This is a genomic window from Cypionkella sp. PAMC25878 (assembly GCF_058135695.1).
The window spans coordinates 4,269,066-4,287,143 of the sequence record NZ_CM176871.1 but is presented as its reverse complement, the minus strand read 5'-3'; the positions used below and the strand labels follow the sequence as shown (position 1 = coordinate 4,287,143).

At 56.3% G+C, this 18,078-nt stretch carries 16 protein-coding genes, 1 tRNA gene, 1 pseudogene and 1 other annotated feature; of the genes and pseudogenes, 11 read left to right on the top strand and 7 right to left on the bottom strand.

Translation table 11 applies throughout. The annotated features are described in order from the left end of the window. Positions 1-31: 31 nt before the first annotated feature. From ACS5RD_RS21175 to ACS5RD_RS21165, 3 genes are all read right to left on the bottom strand, one after another. Positions 32-1,267, bottom strand: a complete 1,236-nt coding sequence (locus tag ACS5RD_RS21175) for a type II toxin-antitoxin system HipA family toxin (protein WP_489929013.1) — start codon at positions 1,265-1,267, stop codon at positions 32-34. Then, a complete protein-coding gene (locus ACS5RD_RS21170) occupies positions 1,264-1,575 on the bottom strand; it encodes a helix-turn-helix domain-containing protein (protein ID WP_489929012.1) in 312 nt (103 codons plus the stop codon). The genes ACS5RD_RS21175 and ACS5RD_RS21170 overlap by 4 nt, the downstream gene beginning before the upstream one ends. 954 nt (positions 1,576-2,529) lie before the next feature. Further along, positions 2,530-3,579, bottom strand: coding sequence for a hypothetical protein (locus tag ACS5RD_RS21165; protein WP_489929011.1), 1,050 nt, complete (start codon positions 3,577-3,579; stop codon positions 2,530-2,532). A 136-nt stretch (positions 3,580-3,715) separates the two neighbouring features. Between ACS5RD_RS21165 and ACS5RD_RS21160 the strand changes: the two are divergent. The 4 genes and pseudogenes from ACS5RD_RS21160 to ACS5RD_RS21145 form a co-directional block, all read left to right on the top strand. Beyond that, positions 3,716-3,880 (top strand): annotated as a pseudogene (locus tag ACS5RD_RS21160) (IS5/IS1182 family transposase); the annotation flags it as partial. A gap of 208 nt (positions 3,881-4,088) precedes the next feature. Beyond that, a protein-coding gene (locus tag ACS5RD_RS21155) for an IS3 family transposase (RefSeq protein ID WP_489929010.1) occupies positions 4,089-5,176 on the top strand; the annotation gives its coding sequence in 2 pieces (ribosomal slippage) (positions 4,089-4,344 and positions 4,344-5,176; 1,089 coding nt in all). Positions 5,177-5,257: 81 nt separating this feature from the next. Continuing rightward, positions 5,258-6,492, top strand: a protein-coding gene (locus ACS5RD_RS21150) for an IS3 family transposase (protein WP_489928112.1) whose coding sequence is annotated in 2 segments (ribosomal slippage) — positions 5,258-5,552 and positions 5,552-6,492 — 1,236 coding nt in all. Because the reading frame shifts where the segments join, the coding sequence is not laid out codon by codon here. Continuing rightward, positions 5,545-5,661: a sequence feature (AL1L pseudoknot), on the top strand. It overlaps the preceding gene by 117 nt. 39 nt (positions 6,493-6,531) lie before the next feature. Further along, on the top strand, positions 6,532-8,103 hold the full coding sequence (locus tag ACS5RD_RS21145) for a DUF927 domain-containing protein (RefSeq protein ID WP_489929009.1): 1,572 nt from the start codon (positions 6,532-6,534) through the stop codon (positions 8,101-8,103). Between the two features lie 213 nt (positions 8,104-8,316). On the opposite strand, the gene ACS5RD_RS21140 is transcribed toward ACS5RD_RS21145, so the two are convergent. Further along, on the bottom strand, positions 8,317-9,996 hold the full coding sequence (locus ACS5RD_RS21140) for a hypothetical protein (protein WP_489929008.1): 1,680 nt from the start codon (positions 9,994-9,996) through the stop codon (positions 8,317-8,319). Between the two features lie 88 nt (positions 9,997-10,084). Here ACS5RD_RS21140 and ACS5RD_RS21135 point away from each other — a divergent pair, with 88 nt between their 5' ends. Both ACS5RD_RS21135 and ACS5RD_RS21130 read left to right on the top strand, forming a co-directional pair. Further along, complete coding sequence (locus ACS5RD_RS21135; RefSeq protein WP_489929007.1) at positions 10,085-10,888, top strand: helix-turn-helix domain-containing protein; 804 nt, start codon at positions 10,085-10,087, stop codon at positions 10,886-10,888. Next, positions 10,857-11,336 carry a YbjN domain-containing protein gene (locus ACS5RD_RS21130; RefSeq protein ID WP_489929006.1) on the top strand — a complete coding sequence of 160 codons (480 nt, stop codon included), beginning with the start codon at positions 10,857-10,859 and terminating at the stop codon, positions 11,334-11,336. The genes ACS5RD_RS21135 and ACS5RD_RS21130 overlap by 32 nt, the downstream gene beginning before the upstream one ends. 201 nt (positions 11,337-11,537) lie before the next feature. Here ACS5RD_RS21130 and ACS5RD_RS21125 read toward each other — a convergent pair whose 3' ends face one another. Then, on the bottom strand, positions 11,538-11,729 hold the full coding sequence (locus ACS5RD_RS21125; protein ID WP_489929005.1) for a hypothetical protein: 192 nt from the start codon (positions 11,727-11,729) through the stop codon (positions 11,538-11,540). A 99-nt stretch (positions 11,730-11,828) separates the two neighbouring features. Between ACS5RD_RS21125 and ACS5RD_RS21120 the strand changes: the two genes are divergently transcribed. Next, positions 11,829-12,916, top strand: a protein-coding gene (locus ACS5RD_RS21120) for an IS3 family transposase (RefSeq protein WP_489928006.1) whose coding sequence is annotated in 2 segments (ribosomal slippage) — positions 11,829-12,084 and positions 12,084-12,916 — 1,089 coding nt in all. Because the reading frame shifts where the segments join, the coding sequence is not laid out codon by codon here. A gap of 725 nt (positions 12,917-13,641) precedes the next feature. Then, on the top strand, positions 13,642-13,923 hold the full coding sequence (locus ACS5RD_RS21115; RefSeq protein WP_489929004.1) for a VPLPA-CTERM sorting domain-containing protein: 282 nt from the start codon (positions 13,642-13,644) through the stop codon (positions 13,921-13,923). Between the two features lie 38 nt (positions 13,924-13,961). On the opposite strand, the gene ACS5RD_RS21110 is transcribed toward ACS5RD_RS21115, so the two are convergent. Continuing rightward, complete coding sequence (locus tag ACS5RD_RS21110) at positions 13,962-15,668, bottom strand: adenylate/guanylate cyclase domain-containing protein (RefSeq protein ID WP_489929003.1); 1,707 nt, start codon at positions 15,666-15,668, stop codon at positions 13,962-13,964. 217 nt (positions 15,669-15,885) lie between these two features. Between ACS5RD_RS21110 and ACS5RD_RS21105 the strand changes: the two genes are divergently transcribed. Beyond that, a protein-coding gene (locus ACS5RD_RS21105) for an IS5 family transposase (protein WP_489927796.1) occupies positions 15,886-16,643 on the top strand; the annotation gives its coding sequence in 2 pieces (ribosomal slippage) (positions 15,886-16,204 and positions 16,204-16,643; 759 coding nt in all). A gap of 530 nt (positions 16,644-17,173) precedes the next feature. Beyond that, the gene (locus tag ACS5RD_RS21100; protein WP_489929002.1) at positions 17,174-17,491 is read left to right on the top strand and encodes a hypothetical protein; all 318 of its coding nucleotides are present in this window, start codon (positions 17,174-17,176) and stop codon (positions 17,489-17,491) included. Between the two features lie 176 nt (positions 17,492-17,667). Here the strand turns inward: ACS5RD_RS21100 and ACS5RD_RS21095 are convergent. After that, positions 17,668-17,742: transfer RNA gene (locus ACS5RD_RS21095), tRNA-Thr, on the bottom strand. A 138-nt stretch (positions 17,743-17,880) separates the two neighbouring features. On the opposite strand from ACS5RD_RS21095, the gene ACS5RD_RS21090 reads away from it, so the two are divergent. Then, positions 17,881-18,072, top strand: coding sequence for a hypothetical protein (locus ACS5RD_RS21090; RefSeq protein ID WP_156317555.1), 192 nt, complete (start codon positions 17,881-17,883; stop codon positions 18,070-18,072). Positions 18,073-18,078 lie beyond the last annotated feature (6 nt).

Here is an 18,078-nt window from a genome sequence, read left to right as displayed (position 1 = left end):
ACGCGGCTATCCTTTGCAAACCAGTGCATTGTCACCACCCTCTGGCGACACCATGGAGATTGCCGATGTCGGCGCTCAGCTTTGTAGGAACGTCTGCGTTGTTCGCGAAGCCCATCCAGCCCGAAACCGCCGCATCTACTTCCTCAACTACCTCCACCGCTCGCTTCGGCTTGATCCCCGCCTTCGCCGCCACGGCTTCGAACTGGGCCGGGCCCGGCCTGCGTCCCTCACCACCGACTAGCAACGTATGTTCGCCACCTGGACCGCGGCTAAAACTGAGGTCGTATGCTGGTGCCAGCCGCCATGCGCCGGTGTGATCCATCAGGAAGGCATGGTTCTTCAGATGGTCATCGCGGTTCATCGCACGGACGTTAAAGATCATGCGCCGAAACATCTCCTCCACAGCACGCTGGTCGCGGGTCATCAAGCGCACGACCTTCAGCAGTTCCGCATAGTCGAGTGTGGCACTGCGGAAATCCACGTCCAGCAGCGCAGCTACGGTTTGCATGTGCAGGCGACCTGTGCCATCGCGGTCGAAACGATCCGTGACAAAAAACGCCTCGCCCGATGTCGCGCGCAACACTTCCACGGGGGCCATGTCGATCCCGGCGGCGCGGGCCATCGTGGCATAGGCGGCTTCGGCCTCGACCGCACCCACCTCATCTGACTGAGCACGTCGCTTGACCAATACGTGCCTCCAACCTGGCTCCCACGGCAGCCGGTGGCTTCGCAGATGCGCATTATCGACCGAGATTTGCGCGACGAACTTCGGCCGTGCACCTTGAGAGCCGCCCGCCATCATACGGAGTCGTTCCAGGTCGTCTGCCGTGGCAGCGCCACCTACCTCTGGCACCAGCCGGTCAAACCAATCGAGGCTGATTTCGTCTTGTGGTTCGGACTGCTCTTCGGGTTGATAGGTCAGCGCACCCATGCCATCGCGGCCGACCATCGCAAGCCGGTCCAGATCCGTGATGTCCACCGCTGAGCGCCCGCGCGCGGCGAGCTCTCTGTCGATCAGCAACCTCCCCCAACCGTCAGGCAAACTGTCACCGAACAGACCCGGCAGGTCGCCAAACGCGCGTCCACGCGGCCGCAGCAGGCCTGTGTAGGTCTTGACTAGAAGCGGGCTGATCGGCAGCGGCTGGACGATAAACGTGCTTTCCCATTCAACAACGGCCTGACGGGCAGCTGCGTCCCAGCCCATTCGGCCGACGGGCACGAGAGCCTGGCCGCCGAAATCAAGCGCGACGGACAATCTGCGGATCATGCGCTCTTCCTACGCGCTCGCGCCTGCTTCAGTGATTGCGACTGGCGCTCGACATCTTCCAGCGTGCGCGCCGCAATCGTCGGGAACAGATTATGAAACCCGTCAAGCGCATCCAGCGCTTCAGCAAGGGCAAGTAACGTTGTGAACGACACCTCGCCGGTATGTTCGAACCGTTTCAAGGTGCCCAGGGGAACACCGGAGCGCGCCGCCAACTCGGCCTGCGTCAGCCCATGCGCGTTCCTGCGGGATCGCGCGCGAATACGGATGGCTTCACGGATTTCGGTGGCTGTATCAAAGTTCGGAATCATGGTGCCTTTGCAGTGACTGGCTCGTATGTTAGCTTGAAGCGCACTAATAGCACAGTTTTAGCTAACATGTGATCTATTCTTGCGACACGTTGTTCGTTCACATCGCTGTATGCGTGCTGCCATGCTTTGACATTTCTGACGTAATCACGTGGACAAAATCACTTTCCGACAAAAACAGTCGGAAAGTAAAATGTTAAATTTGACCCGGTGGATGTTAAGTTACCGTTCAAAACGTCGCATTTCGGGACGTAAATGCAAGATATAATGCCCATAATTCACAACCGATGTTAAGTTTCGGCGATAGAAAATCCGTTATTTCGTTGATCCGAACGAGCGAAACCAGTCACAAAGTTGACAAAACAACCTTCGAAATTGCATTTTTCCCGAAGAGATGGACCGTGATATGGTCGTCAGCAATCGAAATACGCCACAACGCCATCGACCGGACTGATGTATTCAGGACCGACAAAGCACATGAGGACGATGGACGCGGCGATGCGTGCGCAACCTTAGCCTTCTACTAAGCAGCGGCATCAGGCTTTGGTCATCCACATGCGTGTATTCGCAAGAGCACGTCGCCTCATGTATTTAACAAACTCCATGTCCAACCGTGAACGCGGAGCACGACGGCACCATTTTCGAGCCAGCGCGCACGGGGCGGACAGGGGCAGCGTCCTCACCTTCGCAGCACAGTCGACATCACCGGCACTACGGATGCACCTTAGCAGTCGCCCCATTGAGTCTGGCAGTGTGACGGGTGGTCGGGGTAGCGATGTTGTGGCCTGACCACGCTGGTCTTCGCTATCAAGCGGATCGAAGGATCGGAAGATTTCCCGGCGCCCACAGTTCTATCATCATGCTAGATCGCCCCGCGGACTTCCATCCCGTTCGGGAGCAACCCATACCAGTGCGCGGGTTAAAAGGTTTCCAACGCCCGGATGTTCGAGGAGTAAGTCAGTTCGGTGGTGGGAACATCCAACTGGTGCACCCAACTTCGGTCGAAGCGCCAAGCTGCAAAAAGCGATCACTTATAGCTTTATCAATTTTGGACGGGTCCAGATTAGCCTTATACCAGTCTTTGACTGTCGGTTCTTCTTCCGCAGTGCCAAATGAAATGAATTGGCCTGGTGAAGTGCCCGGCCCGCGATGATAGAGACCGGGATACTGCGCACGTATCTTGTCGTCCTCTTCGAAGCCGCAGACAGATGTGAACGTCACGCCGCCCATCGGCAAGCCGCCTCGAATTCGGAAACAGGTGGCGCTGTCTGCACCCTCGTTCTCATCAAACGAAACTTTGCCCGCTTGGCGTAGCATCTCGAAGATTGGTGAGGGGTTTGGCAACCGCCCGCAGCTCAATTCCTCCAGTATCTGTCTTTCCAAACTGTTCTCTGCTCTTGGCCCTAATGTGCCAACACTCTCGAAGGTACCATCGTTAGTCGGTTTCTTCACGTCCTGCTCCTGCTTTTTGGCATCCGCAAAAGCACCCGGAAAACAGGCTTTGAAGTCGTCCGTCACGATACTTTTGAGGCCGCTGATCTCGAAGTCTACGATTTCTTCCTGCGCAGCGAATGGTCTGATTCGGATCAACAACTCGTCGCCAGTGAGAATTTCCTCGATGAGTCTTGTGGGTTGGTCGTCATTTGGGAAATCGGTCAGTTGAACAGCTTGACCTGAGGAAAAAGCATCAGCGGAAACAAAACTGCGTTCGCGTTTGTCGATGCGATACGAGAAGACGTTCGCCTCTTCGAATACACAACCCTCAGTATTGAGCACAGCAACGGCTTTATCACTGCAAGTTAGATACAGCATTGCCCGCGCACTCCCGATACTGCACTTCAACGGAACATGCGATATTGTCGAGTAAAAAACTTGCGTCTCGTCCGTCATCGGATCGGTCTGTTCGGTTCTCATCCAAGGACTATCTGCTTGTGCAGGAGATGGCAGGGCAATCAAGATCGAGAGGGCGATGAACCTGGGGGAGAAAAAGTGAAACTTTCTATACATGTCAAATCCTTGTGCACTGAGAGCGCCCTTGGAAGTGGCAAGTTCTTCATGACCTGCATGCACGCAAGTGAGGGCGAGTGCAATTGGAGACGTCGTTCGACAAAAGTTGCGTGATACCCATTGAGTGCAAATTCGATCGGGGTTCTGCCGTCGAAGCCGCGTCGGGAGAACTCTCGGGCAGCACCTCATGGCACGGGACTTCAAACGTCAGGTCGTCTGGTTTCAGGTTCGTGTTGCCGTCTTGAACGGCATCATCGAGATTGGCATTTCTGCGGATCGCTTCGAGGGGAGAACAAACTGAACCACGTCGCCAGGTGGTGATCTCTTACTGACAATGGGCCGGACATACCTGCAGACTCACAGAGAGTCTATTTGACGAGGGGTGCGGGTGTTTGACCGTCCGTGCGCAGTAAAAACAGACTATTGAACCGCCCCGGGGGTAATCCCCCCCGAAAGTAAGGGGCTGCATAAGTAGAATTTTCTCGCCAAGATGAACGAGGAGATTCTGAATGAAGACAAGCAGATACACTGAGGCGCAGATTCTTGCGATCCTGCGTCAGGCCGAAGGCGGTGTGCCGGTGGCAGAGCTGTGCCGCGAGCATGGCATGAGCAATGCGTCGTTCTACAAGTGGCGGGCGAAGTATGGCGGCATGGATGCGTCGCTGATCAGCCAGATGAAGGCCATCGAGGACGAGAACCGCCGGCTGAAGCGGATGTATGCGGACCTGAGCATGCAAGCCGACCTGCTGAAAGAGGCTCTCGGAAAAAAATGACGCGGCCATCTCAACGCCGCGAGATGGCCGAGAAAGCGGTGGCGCGACACAAGGTCAGCATTGCGCTGGCCCGCCGGGCCTTCGGGGTCAGCGAGATCTGCTATCGCTATGGCCCGAAGTTAAAAGCCGAGAACGAAGAGATCGCCGACCTTCTGGTGGGTCTGACCGACGCCCGCAAGACCTGGGGCTTTGGGCTGTGCTTTCTGCATCTGCGCAACGTGAAGGGCCATCCGTGGAACCACAAACGCGTCTATCGGATCTATTGCGCCTTGGAACTGAACCTGCGGATCAAGCCCCGCAAGCGGCTGAAGCGGGACAAACCTGATGTGCTTGCTGTGCCCGAGGCACCCAACATGACCTGGTCCATGGACTTCATGGCAGATCGCCTCGGTGATGGCCGTGCGTTTCGGCTGCTGAACGTGCTGGATGACTTCAACCGCGAGGGGCTGGGTATCGAGGTTGACTTCTCGCTACCCGCCGAAAGGGTCATCCGGAGCCTGGACCGGATCATCGAATGGCGCGGCAAACCCGGCACCATAAGGGTCGACAACGGCCCGGAATACATCAGTGGCAAGCTGCTGATCTGGGCTGAGAGACAGGGCATCACGATCCAGCACATCCAACCCGGCCAGCCGCAGCAGAACGCCTACATCGAGCGATACAACCGCACCGTCCGGCATGAATGGCTCGACCAATACATCATCGAAACCATCGAGGAGGCACAGGATCACGCCACACAATGGCTATGGACATACAACAACGACCGCCCGAACATGGGCATCGGCGGCATCACACCCGCCCAGAAACTGAAAATGGCCGCGTAAGTTCTACGGATGCACCCCGTTAAAAATGGGGGGATTACCCGGGTTTGCCGGAGACCTTCAACCTGACTAAGGATGAGGGCTATGGAAAAGAGTAAGACATCAAATCGCTATTCACCTGAGATGCGGGCACGGGCCGTTCGCATGGTGCTGGAGCATCAAGGCTCCTATGAAACGCAATCTGCGGCAGTGTCTGCGATTGCGCCCAAAATCGGCTGTATCCCGGAGACCTTGAGGGTCTGGGTTCGGCAGGCAGAACGTGACAGTGGGGCACGCGATGGTGCCACCAGTGCTGAGCGTGACCGGATCAAGGAACTTGAACGTGAGGTGCGCCAGCTTCGGCAGGCAAACGAGATCCTGCGCAAGGCGTCTGCTTATTTTGCTCAGGCGGAACTCGACCGCCCGTTCAAGCCATGATCGGCTTTATTGATGATCATCGCGTGGTGCATGGGGTCGAGTCGATCTGCAGGGTGCTGCCGATTGCCCCATCTACTTACTATGCCTGTCTCGCTGTGCGTGCCGATCCGGCCAAAGCTTCCGCACGAAAGCAGAGGGATTTGGTCTTGCGACCCAAAATAACGAAAGTCTGGAATGATAACTGGCAGGTCTATGGGGTTCGCAAAACCTGGCGACAGTTGTGCCGTGAAGGTGAAGGTGCCGCGCGTTGCACCGTGGCACGCCTTATGACCAGCATGGGATTGCGGGGCGTTGTTCGCGGAAAGGCTATGAAAACAACGATCCCAGACACGTCAGTTCCATGCCCGCGTGACAAGGTGAACCGCGTGTTCCGAGCGCTAGCACCAAATATGCTATGGGTCAGCGACTTCACCTATGTCTCGACATGGCAGGGATTTGTTTACGTCGCCTTCGTGATCGACACCTTCGCCAACCGCATTGTTGGCTGGAAGGCGTCGCGGTCTGCCAAGACCGACTTCGTTCTTGATGCACTTGAGCAAGCACTTTATGCCCGCCGTCCGGCTCATCGGGGCGGGCTGATCCACCACAGCGACAGGGGAAGCCAATACGTCTCGATCCGATACACCGAGCGTTTGGGAAAAGCGGGCATCGAACCATCCGTTGGCAGCGTCGGCGACGCCTATGACAATGCTTTGGCCGAAACCATAAACGGCCTCTACAAAACCGAGGTCATCCGGCGGCGTAGTTCATGGAAAACCATGGACGAGGTCGAACTGGAAACCCTCAAATGGGTCGATTGGTTCAACAACCGCCGCCTGCTTGAACCCATCGGAAATATACCACCGGCTGAGGCAGAGGAGGCCTTCTATGCAAATCTGAACACACTCGATATGGTCGCGTAATACGGACTAATTGGTCTCCGGCAAACCCGGGGCGGTTCAATGTTCTCTGATCAAGGCGGCAAAGGCTGGGGGCGTCTTATCAGCGTGAAGTCGGCGGACGGTCGTTGGCATGAGATTCCGGTTACGAATGCTGATCTCATGCGCCGTTCGACCGATGTGATTGCCACGATGCTCGACCGCGGGCTTGAACTTGCGGTGGGCAAGAATATGAAAGAACGCCTTCTCAACCTGTTGAGAGCTTGGAAGCCTGATCAGCGGTTGCGGACTGTCAACCGCATGGGCTGGGTTGACGATAATCATAAGTCATTCGTCTTGGGTTCGACGCTGATCGGAACGGATGATGTCTTGCCGCTTGCACCGCAGATCGGGATCGGGGCCGGACTTGTCAGCGTTGGTAGTAATGAAGCTTGGAAGAAAGACGTCGGCATGATGTGTCGAGGCAATCCTCTTATGATCCTTGCGGTATCGCTGGCGTTCTCCGGCCCGCTGCTGGCCCCGTTGGGCCTGACTGGCGGTGGCCTGCACTTCCGCGGCGCATCATCTTCAGGCAAGACGACGCTCCTCAACCTCGCGGCGTCGGTTTGGGGTGATCGACGCCTCATCACCCAGTGGCGCGCAACTTCAAACGGCTTGGAGGCTATGGCGGCATCGCTCAACGATATGCTGTTGCCGCTGGACGAGATTGCCGAGATCAATCCGCGTGATCTCCACGGCGCGATCTACATGCTGGCAAACGGGGTTGGCAAAGCCAGGATGACCAAGGATGCGACCTTGTCTGATCAAGTGCGGTGGCGGTTGGCACTGATCTCCTCCGGTGAGATCAGCGTCGAGGAAAAGCTGAAAGAAGCCCGGCTGGACACGAAAACGGGACACGAGGTGCGCTTGATCGACGTTGAAGCTGACAGCCGCGCCTATGGTGTATTTGACAATCTGCACGGAGCGGTCAGTGGTGCGAGCTTTGCGGAAGCTATCCAGCAGGTGGTGCGCCTCCACCACGGCGCGGTTGGCATCGAATTCGTCAAGGCGCTGATTGCAAACGAAACCGTGGCCAAGCATGACATCCTTGAACTGCTGATCCGTGGGCATGCAAATAGCTGGCTCGCGAAGCTGCCGAGTGCACCTGATGGACCTATCGCGCGAGTTGCGAAGCGTTTCGCAGTAATCGGGGCGGCTGGTGCCATTGCGACGAAGTTCGGCTTGACCGGGTGGAGTGATGGTGAAGCCGAAAATGCAGCCGAACAGGCGTTTAATGACTGGTATGATCGGCGCTATGGTGCCAAGCGTGAAGCTGTGGAAAGCTTCGTGAAGCCGTTACAAGACTTCCTCACTGCTAATCTGAACGGGCTGCCCGACTTGAAAGGTCCGCTTACTCAAGGTGACGAGCCGGAAGGTTGGCGCGACGCAACGCGTGCATATTTGCCCGCGATGACTTGGTCAAAACTTTTCCCCGGTGCAAGTTCGAACGTGGCGGCCAAAGCGTTGCTCGATATGCAGATGCTCATGCCCGGCGAAGAAGGACGAAACACCCGCAAGGCACCGCGGGCGATCCTTGGTCGGCCTCGGCTCTACACGCTGAACACCGAGAGGGTGATGGCTTTCAAGGCGGCGTAATTTGGGCTTAGCGGGGCCGGTCCCACTGGCCCCGTGTTGCAATTACGACAAAGATTTTGCTGTATATTTAACAAAGTGGGTTCTGTCACCTGAAACGCATGAAGCTGGCGTGGCGGTCAGAACGAAACATGGATTTTCGACTAGTTACCGAGCACGCAGTGGTAAATGCCGACATATCAGTTAGAAGCGGCATCTCTGGGTCCAACAGAACAACTATTGCGGTGACGGAAATGGCTTCCATTCGTCTACAGGTTGCGAAAAAGATTCGAGAACACCGGTGCCATCGATGGCGACCGCTATGTGACTGTGACAGGGGGGGGTGCGGCGCCCGTCGATCGCAAGACCGATCCCGACTTCGGTGTAGGGCGGCCACGCACTTTTGGAGCGCTGGTTTGCCTCGTTTACCCAGCGGCTTAACGCCATGCTGTTCGTTGTTATAACTAGAGTGCGCGCTAGCCGAGCCGAACGATAAGTTCTCTGCACAATCCAAGGTCGCGCGGTCGCAGTTTGATCGGATATCTGCCAGCAGACCGACTTATCCATGATCGGCGCATATAGCCAATCGAGCACAGCATTAATGCTGAGCCAGTCGCCAGGATTGTCCCGCGACATGTCAGCACAGATCAGGATCGCTGTTCGCCCGACACCAGGAATCTCAAGCACTGAGAGGCGCTCTGCCGGTAGTGAGTTTTCATGAATGGGATCTGAGAGTGCTTCGCTGGAGGGTCGGTAATATGTTATTCCGAAACGATCCTGCTCAAGGCTCGATAGATTCCAGTGCGAGAGCTTGAATTGTCGAAACTGGGCGGGCTGGTCGCCATTATAGTCGAAAACTGCTGCATAGTTGTGATGGTAACCGCTGGACGGGGTGCGCCCGATGACGCCAGCCACAACGATTCTTAGCTGGCCGACTTGCCCAGTTCGTGCGTAGTAGTCTGCCTGGACTTGAAGAAACAGCTCGCGCATTCGGACATCAAAATCTTCGGGATTTCCTTCGGGCAGAGCCATTTCTGGCAAAAGTAGAATGTGCACTTCGTTCTCAAGTGCTCGGAAGAGTGCTTCTGCGAAGCGCGCATCATCATAATTTAGTTTAATGGCGTATTTGCTGCGACATTTGCTTGCTACGAAGGTGACATCACTTCCGCGTTCAGCAAGAGGCGCGACAGCGATTTTTGGGTCAGGTGGAATCGGCCTTGCCTGTAATACTGAGCTGGTCCACAGTTGGTATCCTGCTGAAATCGGTTTTCCTTCGCGCGTCAGCACGTCTGGATCGTCGCAATCTAGGCGCGAGGGGATATATGTCACAACACGCAAGTGTCGGGCGAACATGCCGAGGTAATCGGTGCTGTCCTCGTCAGCTCGCCAAGATAGCCGTTTGCGAGGCAGAAGTATGGCTCCACCATCAAGCATCAAATAACCGTCGAGATCGAAGGCGTCGCGAATTTCCTCTTGAGCTGTATTCATCGACATGTGCAAATTGGTCGTTGGCTCCAACCAGGCATCGAGGATTTGCGCGCGGACAATGAGCTGCGCGATGCCTTGCGTAGCAACACCCCCAGTTGGGTCACCCGATAGATTTTCTGTAATTTTGTCGAGCTCTTCAATCAGCTTCTCTGCTGACATGGTATGTGCGCTAACGAAAATGTCGTCAAGAACTGCGATTTTTTCTATTTCCGCGTCGAGCCTTAAGTGGTCCGCCTCGAGCTCGCCCAACAGGCCATCGACGCTCGCGTCGTCAAGATGCTTACTCGTGGCCATCTCATCGCTAACTGAAGGGAGTGTAGCCGGATGGGCGCGCCGTCGTCCGTGCATGTCTTGCTCATGGCGTGCGATCTCTGCAAAACACTCCTCTAGGACGCTCACAACGCGAAGGGCGCTTGGATCTTTCAGCATCGGACGTTAAGCTCCCCGTAAAGAATATATTGATCAATTGATGTCAACTGACTAACGATGTGAAGTGTAAGGAAATTTGGAGACGCATGTGGCCAGAGAATGGGCAATTAGTGCTTACAAAGCGCGCTTAGATTCGGCAATCGCAGCAGAACACTGGGACGAAGCAGATCGCGCGCGAGTTGCTGTTATGCGACGGTTGGTTGAAATGATCGGTAAAGGCAGCAGTGAGCAAGAGATCGCTGGTGCCCGAGATGCTTTGTCGGACAGTTTTGATCGATTGAGGCTTTCCAAGCGTGTTCAACTCGCCAAGGGCGCAGTTGGAATGGCGGCACGGATACTGGCCGATGCGGAAACCGCCGGGATTGCCGCAGAGCAGGCTCCACTGCCTCAGGAAATGGCTAGTGACGTCAAGGGACGTATATTGCAGCTACTTTCGCGTGGAAATAGGCGTGCTTGGTCTACAAACGAAATTGCTCAAGAAACCAAACACAGCGTCGAGACTGTCTCTCGCGCGCTTAGCCAGTTGCGCGCGGACCGTAAGATCATCAGCCGCCGAAGTGGGCGCTATGTGCTGCACCGTCTAGCCGAGGTGCAAGCTAATACCTTTTCGAGGGTTGTATACGCAACCGCCAATGCTCCCGTGAGCAGAAGTCATTCCGGGTCGCAAGATTCTAGCTTGATGCCGGTCTTTGTAGTGGCAAAAGACAATTGCGTTTCAAGTTCCGATTGGGAACTGTCGACTAAAGAGTTCTACCTTACTAAGGCCGAGCCTCCACCAGGCATGGAGTCGAACACGTTTGCAGCACTCCAAGACGCACTCGCCATGCCCACCAGTGGTATAAATGAGAAAGTGGCCAGATATGTTAATCAGCGGTTCCGCGCTGGAACGTGATTTGAGCCCCCTCGCATGCAAGACAGGTATGAAGATGTCAGAATCCAAAACCGCCACCATTATTAGTAACTTGCTGCGCGACCTTGGATACAGAGCGGAGATAATCGATGAGGAGGCGGTTGGGTCGGCAGCCTCGGGGCTGATGTTCTATGTTCAGTCCTATGATGCAAGCATGCAGTTTCGTTGCTCTATTGGTCTCGATGGCGGAAATGGTGTTTGGTCGGACTTTATAAATGAATTCAACAAAGATATACGGTTCGCAAAAATCTATCTTGACGACGAGGAACGCCTGATCGCCGAGGCCGACTGGTGGTTAGATCCTACAAGTGAAAACCCGATGGATCGATTTAGAATCGCCCTAGATTTTTGGGAAATTGCGCTTGCAGAAATAAAGGAGCGGTTACGCAATCGCGCCAGACCTAGGGAGTTCAGAGAAGAGTCCGAGTAGTGCGGTTACCCAGCCGTTACAATCCCGCGGCCCTTAAACAGGAATTATACTAGAGTAACCTGAAATCCTCTTCACGTATGCAGCTGATTGCTTACGTGAGGACGCTAAATTCTCAGTATGGCGTGCGGACATCTGCGCCCGCTACGCTAATTTTAATCGATGCACATGTATCTGATCGCCATCCCAGCCAACGTGGCACGATCAATGAAAATCCCGGCTAGGAAACAGCTTCTTCGCCTGTTCTCTTGGGTGGCGCGCGGTTGAGCGCACGCTGCCACCGACGGGTCGTTTGGTCTCGTCCGCGCGGCCGTCGTTTGATGGGATCATCACCGGGCGACCGAGGGTGGTGAGCAAGGTTGAGATATCTTCCACATGCTCGGCGATCAGGTGCATGACCGGGCCGTCGCGTTCGATCCTGCGGGGTAATCCCCCCCGAAAGTAAGGGGCTGCATAAGTAGAATTTTCTCGCCAAGATGAACGAGGAGATTCTGAATGAAGACAAGCAGATACACTGAGGCGCAGATTCTTGCGATCCTGCGTCAGGCCGAAGGCGGTGTGCCGGTGGCAGAGCTGTGCCGCGAGCATGGCATGAGCAATGCGTCGTTCTACAAGTGGCGGGCGAAGTATGGCGGCATGGATGCGTCGCTGATCAGCCAGATGAAGGCCATCGAGGACGAGAACCGCCGGCTGAAGCGGATGTATGCGGACCTGAGCATGCAAGCCGACCTGCTGAAAGAGGCTCTCGGAAAAAAATGACGCGGCCATCTCAACGCCGCGAGATGGCCGAGAAAGCGGTGGCGCGACACAAGGTCAGCATTGCGCTGGCCTGCCGGGCCTTCGGGGTCAGCGAGACCTGCTATCGCTATGGCCCGAAGTTAAAAGCCGAGAACGAAGAGATCGCCGACCTTCTGGTGGGTCTGACCGACGCCCGCAAGACCTGGGGCTTTGGGCTGTGCTTTCTGCATCTGCGCAACGTGAAGGGCCATCCGTGGAACCACAAACGCGTCTATCGGATCTATTGCGCCTTGGAACTGAACCTGCGGATCAAGCCCCGCAAGCGGCTGAAGCGGGACAAACCTGATGTGCTTGCTGTGCCCGAGGCACCCAACATGACCTGGTCCATGGACTTCATGGCAGATCGCCTCGGTGATGGCCGTGCGTTTCGGCTGCTGAACGTGCTGGATGACTTCAACCGCGAGGGGCTGGGTATCGAGGTTGACTTCTCGCTACCCGCCGAAAGGGTCATCCGGAGCCTGGACCGGATCATCGAATGGCGCGGCAAACCCGGCACCATAAGGGTCGACAACGGCCCGGAATACATCAGTGGCAAGCTGCTGATCTGGGCTGAGAGACAGGGCATCACGATCCAGCACATCCAACCCGGCCAGCCGCAGCAGAACGCCTACATCGAGCGATACAACCGCACCGTCCGGCATGAATGGCTCGACCAATACATCATCGAAACCATCGAGGAGGCACAGGATCACGCCACACAATGGCTATGGACATACAACAACGACCGCCCGAACATGGGCATCGGCGGCATCACACCCGCCCAGAAACTGAAAATGGCCGCGTAAGTTCTACGGATGCACCCCGTTAAAAATGGGGGGATTACCCCCCAAAGCATCCGACGACGCGAAGTCCTTACCAGTCCAAACCTCTTGGCACGGCATCGGCACGCCTTGGCCCTTACCAAGTTGCTGCCTCGAATAGCAACGATCTGACTGAAAATTGTAATCGACGAACCGCTTCATGCTGCTACCCCCGAGCAGTTTCAGACTTTGATAGCAGCCCAACGCTATAGGATCGTCTTCTGTGTAGTCCCGGATCACATATTGCTGGACTGAATAGGCTGCGGGTTCCCATTTGCCTTCGGCCCACTTCAAGCCCGTTGAAATGTCCTCGACGCATAAATAAGCGTTGGCGGCTGCCAAGTTGGAGGTCAATAGCCGTTACAGTGGTGGCAAGAATGATCGCCTTAAGCTTCATGTGCATCCCCGCAGTGTTTCTTCGACACTGTCACATGTCGGCTCTCGCTCAAATGGAAAGCTATTGTTGTTTGCGCCGCTGCGTCCGTCGTAGCGTAACCGGTTAGCATAAGCACAGTTCTGCCATAGTGGGGCCAAGCCCGGCCCACCCCCCGGCACCAGTCGGCCCGCGAGCGCTGAAACCGCATCGGAGCGCGATAGAAATTTCCACCGACGCGGAACTTTTGGACTTCCCTTCCGAGTGCTTTCGCCACGGGGAACAGCGACTTAGTTAGGGTGAGGGCGGAGCGAAACGCGGAACGGCGGTCGCTAATATGGCCTCGACGAGCAGTTTTTTGATTGGTGATGACGAGTATGTCTTCACACTTGATGGATTCAAGGTTGGCTCGGATATTTTCAGCGAGTTCTGGACGAAACAAGGAACTGACAATTTGGCGTCCCTTCAGGGAAGTTACGTTCTGAAGTCTTGTGTTACCGCGAATGTCGGCTGCACTGGGGGCGGCGTCGCACCAGTGCCGCTGCCTGCGGCAGGCTGGATGTTAGTGGCCGGGCTTTGCGGCCTTGCTGCGACAAAACGCAAACGCCGTTCTGCATAAAAACTAAAGCTTGACTGCGCCTTACGCGCAGTTTCCGCTCAATCCGGTAAGCCGGCCAGACGCAGGGCATCGGCGGTGAGAGTACTTATAGCATCGTCCAATTTATTTCGATACTCTGAGACGGTCATGTGCGGAAAGATTAGTAGAATCTTTGCCACCTCGGTCCGTGCTTCAGCCAAGCGATCGAGCTTAACATAGCAAGCAGCAAGAACCGCGTGATTGTACCAAAATAAGTTGACCAACCGCGAGATCGCTAAGATTGCATCTTCGTACCGCCCCAGAGCAAGATAAGCGACCGAACGTATATCCCAGTGCCACAACGGCGGGATCGGATCGCGGTGTAGAACCGAATCGAGAACGTCAATAGCGGCTTCGGGAAGCCCCATGTTTACCAGCCGGTCGGCCTCCCAACCCATCGCGGAACTGTCGGCTGGGTTGAGTGCGATAGCCTTGGCCAGATGCACGCCAGCCAGTGTGTAATTCCTTTGAAAGGTTAGAGCATTTCCCAGTGCCCCATGGCAGATCGAATCTCGGTCGTCCAGGGCTACAGCCCGCCGGGCCGCCGCCACGGATCGGTCGATTGCACTAAGATCTTCGGATTGAAGATACCTTACGTAGCAAAGCAGGGACAAATTAGCATGGGCCCGCGCATAGTTTGGGTCCAACTCCAGCGCGCGCATCACATAGGGCATGGCCGTATCGGGATCGTGCAAGTTCAAGTTCTTGCGCGCCAGAAGCACACAGTCATAGGCCGCAAGGCTCGCCACCGGTCGGACACTTGCCTGAGACGCCAGACTGGTTTCCAGCCGCCGCTCTAGCGTCATGACGATGCTGCGCACCACTTCGTCCTGAACGGCAAAGATATCGTCCAAAGCCCGGTCATAGCGTTCTGCCCAAATCTCTTGCCCGGTATCGGCTTGCACAAGCTGTACCGCAACCCGCACCCGTTTGCCGCTGCGCCGCACGCTGCCCGTCAGAATGAAGGCTACTCCCAACACCCGGGCAATCTCGCCCATAGGGGTATCCTTGCCCTTGAATGAAAAAGAAGAGTTTCTGGCAATAACGAACAGGCTGGGAAAGCGCGACAGTTCGGTCAGCACATCTTCCGCAATGCCTTCGGCGAAGTAATCCTGCGCGGCGTCGCCGTTCATGTCGCTGAAGGCCAAAACTGCGACCGAGGCCTTGCTCGGCCGTTCCTTCACTAAAGCTGGTGCGGCTCCGGGCCGAATTTTAAAAATCCGCAATGGGTGCGCGATGTTCTTCAGCTTCTGCTCACCGCCATCGACAAAACTGCCGTCGATCTTGCCGCGCACCTCTCGGTAGACCTTTTCCGACAGGCAAATCCCGCCCGGCTCGGCAAGCCCCTCGAGCCGCGCCGCGACATTCACCCCGTCGCCGTTCAAGTCTTCGCCGTCCACCATCACATCGCCCAGATTGACGCCGATGCGAAAGACGATGCGCTCACCCTCGGGCACCGCCTGATTGCGCACTTCCATCCCCGCCTGCACCTCCAACGCGCAGCGCAGGGCGGCGAGGACCGAGCCGAACTCGACCAGAAACCCGTCGCCCATCACCTTGAAGATGCGCCCCCTGTGCTTGGCCATGGTGGGGTCGAAGAACTCGCGCCGGTGGTGCTGCAGCGCCGCCATGGTGCGTTCCTCGTTCGCCTCCATCAGGCTGGAATAACCCACGACGTCGGCGGCAAGGATAGCGGCGAGGCGGCGTTCGACGAGGTCTTCGGTCATCGGCTACCCTTCGACGAATGACCGGGATGCTAAGCTCCATTTCGCCGGGCGGCAACACATGTTCTGAGTCATTCCGGCAACCCCCCAAGGCGGGAAGCAGATTATCTAACTTGAGTAGAGCTTGATAAATACCAAACATTGCCAGCGTCGTGCTAGGGTCAGGACCTATTGATTTTGCAACGCAGCCGTGATTCAGGCTCCGCAAGGAGACTGAGCAATGAGCAACCTTTACTGGCTGACGGACGAGCAGATGGCTCGACTTAAACCCTTCTTTCCCAAGAGCCACGGGGTGCCGCGTGTCGATGATCGTCGGGTCTTGAGCGGCATTATCTTCATCAATCGCAATGGCTTGCGTTGGTCTGACGCGCCGAAGGAATACGGCCCGGCGAAGACGCTTTACAACCGTTGGAAGCGATGGGGCGACATGGGCGTCTTTGCCCGGATGATGGAAGGGTTGGCCTCCGAGGCGGCGGTCCCGAAGACGGTGATGATCGACGCGACCTATCTCAAGGCGCACCGCACGGCTTCAAGCCTTGGGGTGAAAAAGGGGGGCGCGGTCGTCTGATTGGCCGGACCAAAGGTGGCATGAATACCAAACTGCATGCCGTCACTGACGAAAACGGCCGACCGATCCGCTTCTTCATGACCGCAGGTCAGGTCAGCGATTACACCGGCGCTGCGGCCTTACTGGGCAGCTTACCCAAAGCGACGTGGCTGCTGGCTGACCGGGGTTATGACGCCGACTGGTTCCGAGACGCCCTGAAAAACAAGGGGATCACGCCTTGCATCCCCGGCCGGAAGTCACGCGCGAAGCCTGTCAAATACGATAAACGCCGATACAAACGCCGCAATCGGATTGAGATCATGTTTGGCCGTCTCAAAGACTGGCGGCGGGTGGCAACACGTTACGACAGATGCCCAAAAGTCTTCCTCTCCGCCGTCGCTCTCGCCGCAACCGTCTTGTTCTGGCTTTGACGATCAATGAGTCTGGACCCTAGTCGAGCGGACACTAAGTTTTGTTCGGGTCAACAAGGCAGAGGCGCGGCGTGCGTGCCCATCCTCTAACATTGCCGTGAATCACCCATGCTAGCGATTATTCAATCAAGCCAACAAGCGCAAAAAGGTGGATTTAGGGGTGGCTTTGAGTCCAGAGAAGTTCACGATTCACCCCCACTCAAAAATCAAAAGAGAGCGCTGGAGGCTCCTTACAGCGCCGTCAGCCATTCCTCGCCCCATGAAACCCCGAAGCCCTAACACGCGCCAAGCGCCGCCTCTGGGCCTCTGCAATGCGGGCGCGGCCTTCGGGGGGAGGGCCTGGCCCCGGTGGATTTGCCGCCGTGAAACTTGCTGCGGCGCTTGCCCCGGTGCCGACTTGCTGCGACATTCCCGCCAGTCCGGGTCTTAGCCCTGCCCAAGCGGCGGTGGCAGGCGAAGCGCTGTGTGCTACTGTCACTTAACAGGGCTTAGCGTGAAAGTCGGGCCTGACATTCGAGGGAGGGATTGACTTGCCGCTTCTGATCTTGATTGCAGTGATCCTGTTCTTCGTTTTCGGTTCGCCGGGAAAAACCGTGGCGAACATGTTTTGGAAAAATGAAGCGGCGCCATGGGAGAAAGTGGATGCCTTTTATTACCCAGACAAAACAAACCTGACTGACTTCAATGCGGTTCGCGACCTTGGGTCTGTTCAAGGGTGCCGAGACAGTGTTGCCGCAATGGCGTCAACAAATGGCGACCCCGGCCTTACACGCGGCGATTATGAGTGCGGGATTGAGCGGCATGAAGACTTCGGAGGCGTGGGCGTGTATCGAGTTACGACACGCTAAACTACGGCGAACGTGACAAACAAGCCGAACCCACTTATCTCGCCGCGCTGTTCTGGGAGAAATCAACGCGACTTTCACAAGCCAGAATGCTTATAAAGGCGTGCTGCCCCGGTGCTGCCCAGCTAGGAAGCGTCAACCGCCAAATTTTATATTTTCGTTCAATTTCATGGTGTTAATGGTGCTGCAAGAGAGGATTGAACTCTCGACCTCACCCTTACCAAGGGTGTGCTCTACCACTGAGCTACTGCAGCGCCGGTCGTTTGCGGAACCGTTTGGAACCGCTGGCGTGGCGGCTGAATAGACGCGTTCGCCGCAGGGTGCAAGAGCAAACTGGCGGTTTTTTGCGTGGCCTTGCTGGACGGTTGACGCGCGCTGTATTAGAAGGCCTGATGCGTGAAAAACCTGATGACATTGGCCCGGGCAAGCCCAAATCTCAACGCGAGACTGAGCGCGAGGTGCGCTTGAAGCTGGCGTTGAAGGCGAATATGGGCCGCAGGAAGGCGCAAGCGCGGGCTAGATCGGCAGCGGATTCGGACGGCCCAGGCGCGGGCTTGATCGACGATAACAACAAAAACGAGTGAGGCTGG

Coding starts and splice junctions, on each gene's coding strand:
- ACS5RD_RS21165 (WP_489929011.1), bottom strand. CDS start 3,579: ATGTATAGAAAGTTTCACTTTTTCTCCCCCAGGTTCATCGCCCTCTCG.
- ACS5RD_RS21145 (WP_489929009.1), top strand. CDS start 6,532: ATGTTCTCTGATCAAGGCGGCAAAGGCTGGGGGCGTCTTATCAGCGTG.
- ACS5RD_RS21125 (WP_489929005.1), bottom strand. CDS start 11,729: ATGCACCTGATCGCCGAGCATGTGGAAGATATCTCAACCTTGCTCACC.
- ACS5RD_RS21175 (WP_489929013.1), bottom strand. CDS start 1,267: ATGATCCGCAGATTGTCCGTCGCGCTTGATTTCGGCGGCCAGGCTCTC.
- ACS5RD_RS21140 (WP_489929008.1), bottom strand. CDS start 9,996: ATGCTGAAAGATCCAAGCGCCCTTCGCGTTGTGAGCGTCCTAGAGGAG.
- ACS5RD_RS21110 (WP_489929003.1), bottom strand. CDS start 15,668: ATGACCGAAGACCTCGTCGAACGCCGCCTCGCCGCTATCCTTGCCGCC.
- ACS5RD_RS21130 (WP_489929006.1), top strand. CDS start 10,857: ATGTTAATCAGCGGTTCCGCGCTGGAACGTGATTTGAGCCCCCTCGCA.
- ACS5RD_RS21115 (WP_489929004.1), top strand. CDS start 13,642: ATGGCCTCGACGAGCAGTTTTTTGATTGGTGATGACGAGTATGTCTTC.
- ACS5RD_RS21090 (WP_156317555.1), top strand. CDS start 17,881: ATGCGTGAAAAACCTGATGACATTGGCCCGGGCAAGCCCAAATCTCAA.
- ACS5RD_RS21170 (WP_489929012.1), bottom strand. CDS start 1,575: ATGATTCCGAACTTTGATACAGCCACCGAAATCCGTGAAGCCATCCGT.